This window comes from Arthrobacter sp. TB 26, assembly GCF_000427315.1.
GTDB lineage: Bacteria > Actinomycetota > Actinomycetes > Actinomycetales > Micrococcaceae > Arthrobacter.
On record NZ_AUPJ01000396.1, the window covers coordinates 1 to 5,622 of the forward strand.

Here is a 5,622-nt window from a genome sequence, read left to right on the forward strand (position 1 = left end):
GCCGGCCGCCGCCGCGGCCGGAGCGGGCCTCATGCTGGGCACACTGGCCCACACGGTGGGCTGGCCCGTGCCCATCGGCGGTTCCGCGGCGATCGCGCGGGCGATGGTCGCGGACCTTGAAGCGCACGGCGGGGCGGTGGAAACAGGCGCCCGGATCGGGTCCCTGACGGAGCTGCCCCCGGTCCGGGCCACCCTCCTGGACGTGGCACCGACGGGGCTGCTGAGACTGGCGGAGGGCAGGCTCCCGGAGCGGTACCGCCGCGCCCTTGAGTCGTTCCGGTTCGGAAACGCGGCCTGCAAGGTCGACTTCATCCTTTCCGGACCGGTCCCCTGGACGGCGCCCGGATTGGCCGACGCCGGCACGGTCCACGTGGGTGGCACCCGCGCGGAGATGGCCGAGGCGGAAAACCTCGTCGCCGCGGGCCGGCATCCGGAACGGCCCTATGTCCTGGTCTCCCAACCCTCGCGCTTCGACGCCGGACGGGCGCCCGCGGGGCGGCACATCCTGTGGAGCTATTGCCATGTGCCGGCCGGTTCCACCGTGGACATGACCGAGGCCGTGATCACCCAGCTGGAGCGTTTCGCCCCCGGGTTCCGCGACCTCGTCCTCAGCCACCACGTCACGACCGCGGCCGGGCTGGGTGTGTACAACGAGAACTACGTCGGCGGCGACTTCAGCGCCGGGCTGATGGACCTCCGCGGAATCATCCGGCGGCCCGTCCTGGGCCCCGTTCCCTGGCGGACGCCGCTTCCCGGCGTGTACCTGTGTTCCTCCTCCACTCCTCCGGGACCCGGTGTGACCGGAATGCCGGGATACCACGCCGCCAAATATGCTCTGAAAGACATATTTGGCTTGGCGGTCCCGCCCCTCGGGTTCTAAGGGCCCCAACGGCCACCGGACCCGGGTCAACCAAAAGGTTGATAATGCCCGGACGGCAGGGTTTCGGGCCGGAACCGTGCCGGCCCCGCATTACGCTGGAGGCATGGATGGCAACGATCGCCCGGCGCCGGCAGGCACCGNCCGCCACGGCAGGAACGACCGATGCCGCCGTCATTCTGCGCGTCCTGCGGGTGTGCCTGCACTGCGGCTTCGCCGTCCTGCTGCTCGTCGCCCTGGCGCGGCTGCTGGGCTCGGGCCTCCAGGGCACGAACTGGCTCGCCCTGTCCCTCGCACTGGTTCTTGCCGCGGTCTACCTCCTGGGAACCGTCCTGGAGAAGCGGCATTCCGTTGATACGTCCCGGTTCGATCCCCGCCCGTACTCGGCCTGGTGGCTGGGCGCCGTCTGCCTGTTCTGGCTGCTGCTGATCTGGGCCAGCTCCGACTTTGTGTGGCTGGCCTTCCCGCTGTTCTTCCTGCAGCTGCACGTGCTGCCGCTGCGGCTGGCTCTGCCGGCGATCTCCCTGAGCACCGTGCTGGTGATTGTGGCGCTGTGGTTCCACAATGCAGGATCCGACGGCGGCGCCCTGCAGCTTCCCATGGTGCTGGGACCGGCGTTCGGGGCAGCGTTTGCCGTCGTTACCGGGCTGGCGTACCGGGCGCTCTACCTGGAAGCGGAAAACCAGCGGCTCGCCGCCGAGGAACTGCGCCGTACCCGGGCCGAACTTGCCCGCAGCCAGCACGACGCCGGCACGCTTGCCGAGCGGGCCAGGCTGGCCCGCGAAATCCATGACACGCTGGCCCAGGGCTTCTCCAGCATCGTGCTGATGGGCCGCTCGGCGGAAAAGTCACTGGACGACGGGGATACCGCCACCGCCCGGGACCGGCTCCGGACGGTCCAGGAGACCGCCTCGGCCAACCTCGCCGAGGCCCGCAACTTTGTCCGCGCCCTGCAGCCCCCCGCCCTAGCGGATGACACAGCAGATGACTCAGCGAACGACTCAGCAGAAAAGCCGCCGGAGGATCCCTTGGTGAACAGCCTGCGCCGGCTCTGCGAAAAGACCGAAACCGAGGCAGCCGCCCGGGGCACCCGGCTGCGCTGCCGTTTCGATCTTGAAGGAACCCCGGTGGAACTGCCCAACCCGTACCGCACCACCCTGCTTAGGGCGGCGCAGGCGAGCCTCGCGAACGTGTGGGTGCACGCCAAGGCGGACACCGCCGTCGTGACCCTTTCCTTCCTGGGCAGCGAAGTGGCGATGGATATTTTCGACGACGGCACTGGCTTCGATGCCTCGGCCGTCGCGGACCCCGCCGGTCGCCCTGACGGCTCGGGCTACGGACTCAGGTCGCTGCAGGAGCGGGTCTCGGCGCTGGCCGGCAGCCTGGACATCGAGTCCACGGCCGGCGAAGGAACGGTGGTCGCCATCCGGCTGCCCCTCGGGGATGCTGCGGCAAGGAACGAATCGTGAAGGATATCCGCGTGCTGCTGGTCGACGACCACCCGGTGGTCCGGGCCGGGCTGCGGGCCATGCTGGGCGATTTCGAGGGCATCGCCGTCGCGGCCGAGGCGGCCGATGGCGGCGCTGCCCTGGCCGAGCTCTCCCGGCTCCATACCCTCGGCGAGCCGGTCGACGTCGTACTCATGGATCTGCAGATGGGCACCGGCATGGACGGCGTTACCGCGACCGGAAGGATCAAGGCGGGCGAGGCCGGCCAGCCCGCTCCGCCGGTGCTTATCCTCACCACGTACGACACCGACGCCGACATCCTCGCCGCTGTGGAAGCCGGTGCCAGCGGCTACATGCTCAAGGACGCGCCGCCGGAACAGATCCGCCAGGCCGTGCTCGCCGCCGCGGCGGGCCAGACCGCGCTGGCCCCCGAAGTGGCCGCGCGGCTGATGGGCCGGATCCGCAACCCCGAGCCTGTCCTGTCTGCCCGGGAGATCCAGCTGCTCGAGCTGCTCGCCACGGGGCTGGGCAACCGGGCCATCGCCAAACAGTTGTTCATCTCCGAGGCAACGGTGAAGACCCACCTCGTGCACATCTACGGCAAGCTCGGCGTGGACAACCGCACCGCGGCGATTGCTGTGGCCTCGCAGCGCAGGATCATCCGGCGCTTCTGAGCCGGCCGGGGCCGCACCGGGCGGCCGGCGGGGACTTTGTGACAAGGGAATTGTCCGGCGTCCGGTGCATAATGGCGCGATGGGGAACTCATCAAAACTTTCACTTGCCCTGGTTGGGCTCATTCTTAGCGGCTCGTTGGTGGGCTGCTCCGACGGCCGCGCCGGCGCGCAGGATGCGGCGAAGCAGCTTGCTTCCGCTGTTGCGGCGCTCGACGTCGGCTCCGTCGCCTTTGAAGGCAAGGACTCCGGCGGGGCCAATGAGCAGCTCCACGAGGTGTTCAAGGCACTGGATCCGGTCAAGCCTGTGGTGGATACCGGTGAGCTGACGCTCGACAAGGACACCGCCACGGTCCCGCTGACGTACAGCTGGAAGATTGGCTCCGGAGAGTGGAAGTACACCACCTCCGCCCAGTTGAAGAAGTCGGGTGACAAGTGGCTGACGGTCTGGAACCCGGCCACTTTGGTGCCGTCTCTGGCAGAAGGGGAAGTCCTTGGCACCTTGTCCCAGTCCCCGGCGCGGGCCGAGATTCTGGGTGCCGGTGACGCCAAGCTGGTCACCTACCGGGCGGTCGTCAACGTCGGCATCGACAAACCCCGTTTGGCTTCCGCCGATCCGGCGGCGTCCGCCACCCAACTCGCCCAGCTGGTGGGGGTGGATCCCGCGGCCTACACCCAACAGGTCCAGGCGGCGGGCCCGGAGGCCTTCGTCACGGCCATCACCCTGCGCCAGGACGGCAGGACGATTACGGACGATCAGATCGCCGGGATTCCCGGCGCGCGCGCCATCGCCGACTCTCTTCCGCTCGCCCCGACCCGCACCTTCGCCCGCGCCCTGCTGGGCACCGCAGCCGAGGCGAATGCCGAACAGATCGAGAAATCCGGCGGGGCGCTCAGAGCCGGCGACACCACGGGAACCGGCGGCCTGCAGCAGCAGTACGACGCGCAACTGCGAGGCAGCGACGGAACCCAGGTCTTCGCCGAGAAGGCGGGCCTCACAGCCGAGGAACGCCAGACCTTGCTCAACGGCGGCCGCCGGGCCCTGTTCCAGGTTGATATGAAGGTCGGAACCCCGCTGAAAACCACCTTGGATCCCAACCTCCAGCAGCTGGCCGAGGACATCCTGGGGAAGGTGGCCCCGGCGTCGGCCATCGTGGCGCTCCGGCCCTCCAGCGGCGCCGTCCTCGCCGCGGCCTCGGGACCGGGCAGCAACGGTTACGACACCGCGCTGCTGGGCCAGTACGCACCCGGTTCCATCTTCAAGATCGTGGATTCCCTCGCCATGATCCGTAACGGCATGACCCCGGATGCCATGGTTGAGTGCCCCGCAACCCTGACCGTCGACGGCCGGACCTTCAAAAACGCCGAAGGCTACCCCGCCTCCTCGCTGGGCTCCGTGACCTTGCGCGATGCCTTCGCGCACTCCTGCAACACCGCGTTCATCAACGCCCGCGACACGGTCAGCCAGGCACAGCTCGAGGCCGCCGCCACATCCCTCGGCGTCGCAGTGGAAGCCCCGTCGCTGGGGGCGTCAGCGTTTCTGGGTTCGGTTCCGGGCGACGCCTCGGGAACGGAGCACGCCGCGTCGATGATCGGCCAGGGGAAGGTGCTGATGTCCCCGCTGGCCGCCGCCATCATGGCAGGCTCGGTCGCCAAGGGAGCGCCTGTCGCGCCGCAGCTGGTGCTCAATCCCGGAGCTGACGAGGCAGGCACCGGCGCCGTTGCCTCCCCGTCAGCCGGTTCGACGCCGTCAGCCGGTTCGACGCCGTCAGCCGGTTCGACGCCGTCGGCCCCGGCCCCGGCGAAGGCCTCCGGCACCCCGGTCACCGCAGCGGAAGCCGCCGCCCTGGCGGACATGATGCGTGCCGTGGTCACGTCCGGCCACACCGGCTTCCTGGCCGCCGTCCCGGGTGCCCCCGTGGGGGCGAAGACCGGAACCGCCGAGTTCGGTTCAGACAACCCGCCCAAGACCCATGCTTGGATCGTGGCCGTGCACGGGGACCTCGCCGTCGCCGTGTTCGTCGAGGAGGGCGGGCTTGGCGCCACCGTCTCCGGTCCGCTGCTGAAGGAGTTCCTCACCGCCGCGGGCTGAGCCGGCGGCGACGTGGCCGCGAGGACGGCCGTGGGAGGATGGAAGTGTGGCTCATATTGACGTTTCCAACATCGATTACTTCCTCTCCGACGGCACCCAGCTGCTCAACGGCGTGACCTTCAAGGTCCCGGACGGGACCAAAACGGCGCTGATCGGACCCAACGGAACCGGCAAGACGACGCTGTTCCGGATCATTTCCGGCGACCTTGTCGCGGACGAAGGTGTGATCGGCCGTTCCGGGAACATGGGCATCATGCGCCAGTTCGTCGGCCAGGTCCGGGACGAATCCACCGTCCGCGACCTCCTGGTGTCCGCTGCTCCCCCCGCGCTGGCGGCCGCCGCCCGCACGGTGGACGAAGCCGAGCTGGCCATGATGGAACACGACGACGAGCCCACCCAGATGAAGTACGCGCAGGCGATCGTGGACTGGGGAGACGCCGGGGGCTACGACGTCGAAACTGTCTGGGATGAGGTCTGTATGGCCGCGCTTGGACTTCCCTTCGACCGCGCGCAGCACCGCCCGGCGTCGAGCCT

General features: G+C 69.2%; 5 protein-coding genes. All 5 read left to right on the plus strand.

The genetic code is table 11. The features are described 5' to 3' along the window. Positions 1-880 (plus strand): phytoene desaturase family protein (locus tag K789_RS0115400; protein WP_024367532.1); only part of this gene is annotated, 880 nt, incomplete at its 5' end. A 107-nt stretch (positions 881-987) separates the two neighbouring features. Next, positions 988-2,346 (plus strand): sensor histidine kinase, encoded by a 1,359-nt coding sequence (locus K789_RS0115405; protein WP_024367533.1) that lies wholly within the window; start codon positions 988-990, stop codon positions 2,344-2,346. Continuing rightward, entirely contained in the window at positions 2,343-2,999 is a 657-nt protein-coding gene (locus tag K789_RS0115410) for a response regulator transcription factor (RefSeq protein WP_024367534.1), read from the plus strand. The genes K789_RS0115405 and K789_RS0115410 overlap by 4 nt, the downstream gene beginning before the upstream one ends. 79 nt (positions 3,000-3,078) lie before the next feature. Beyond that, positions 3,079-5,088: a penicillin-binding transpeptidase domain-containing protein gene (locus K789_RS0115415; RefSeq protein WP_024367535.1), complete on the plus strand. Its 2,010-nt coding sequence runs from the start codon at positions 3,079-3,081 to the stop codon at positions 5,086-5,088. A gap of 46 nt (positions 5,089-5,134) precedes the next feature. Then, positions 5,135-5,622 (plus strand): ATP-binding cassette domain-containing protein (locus tag K789_RS0115420; RefSeq protein WP_024367536.1); only part of this gene is annotated, 488 nt, incomplete at its 3' end.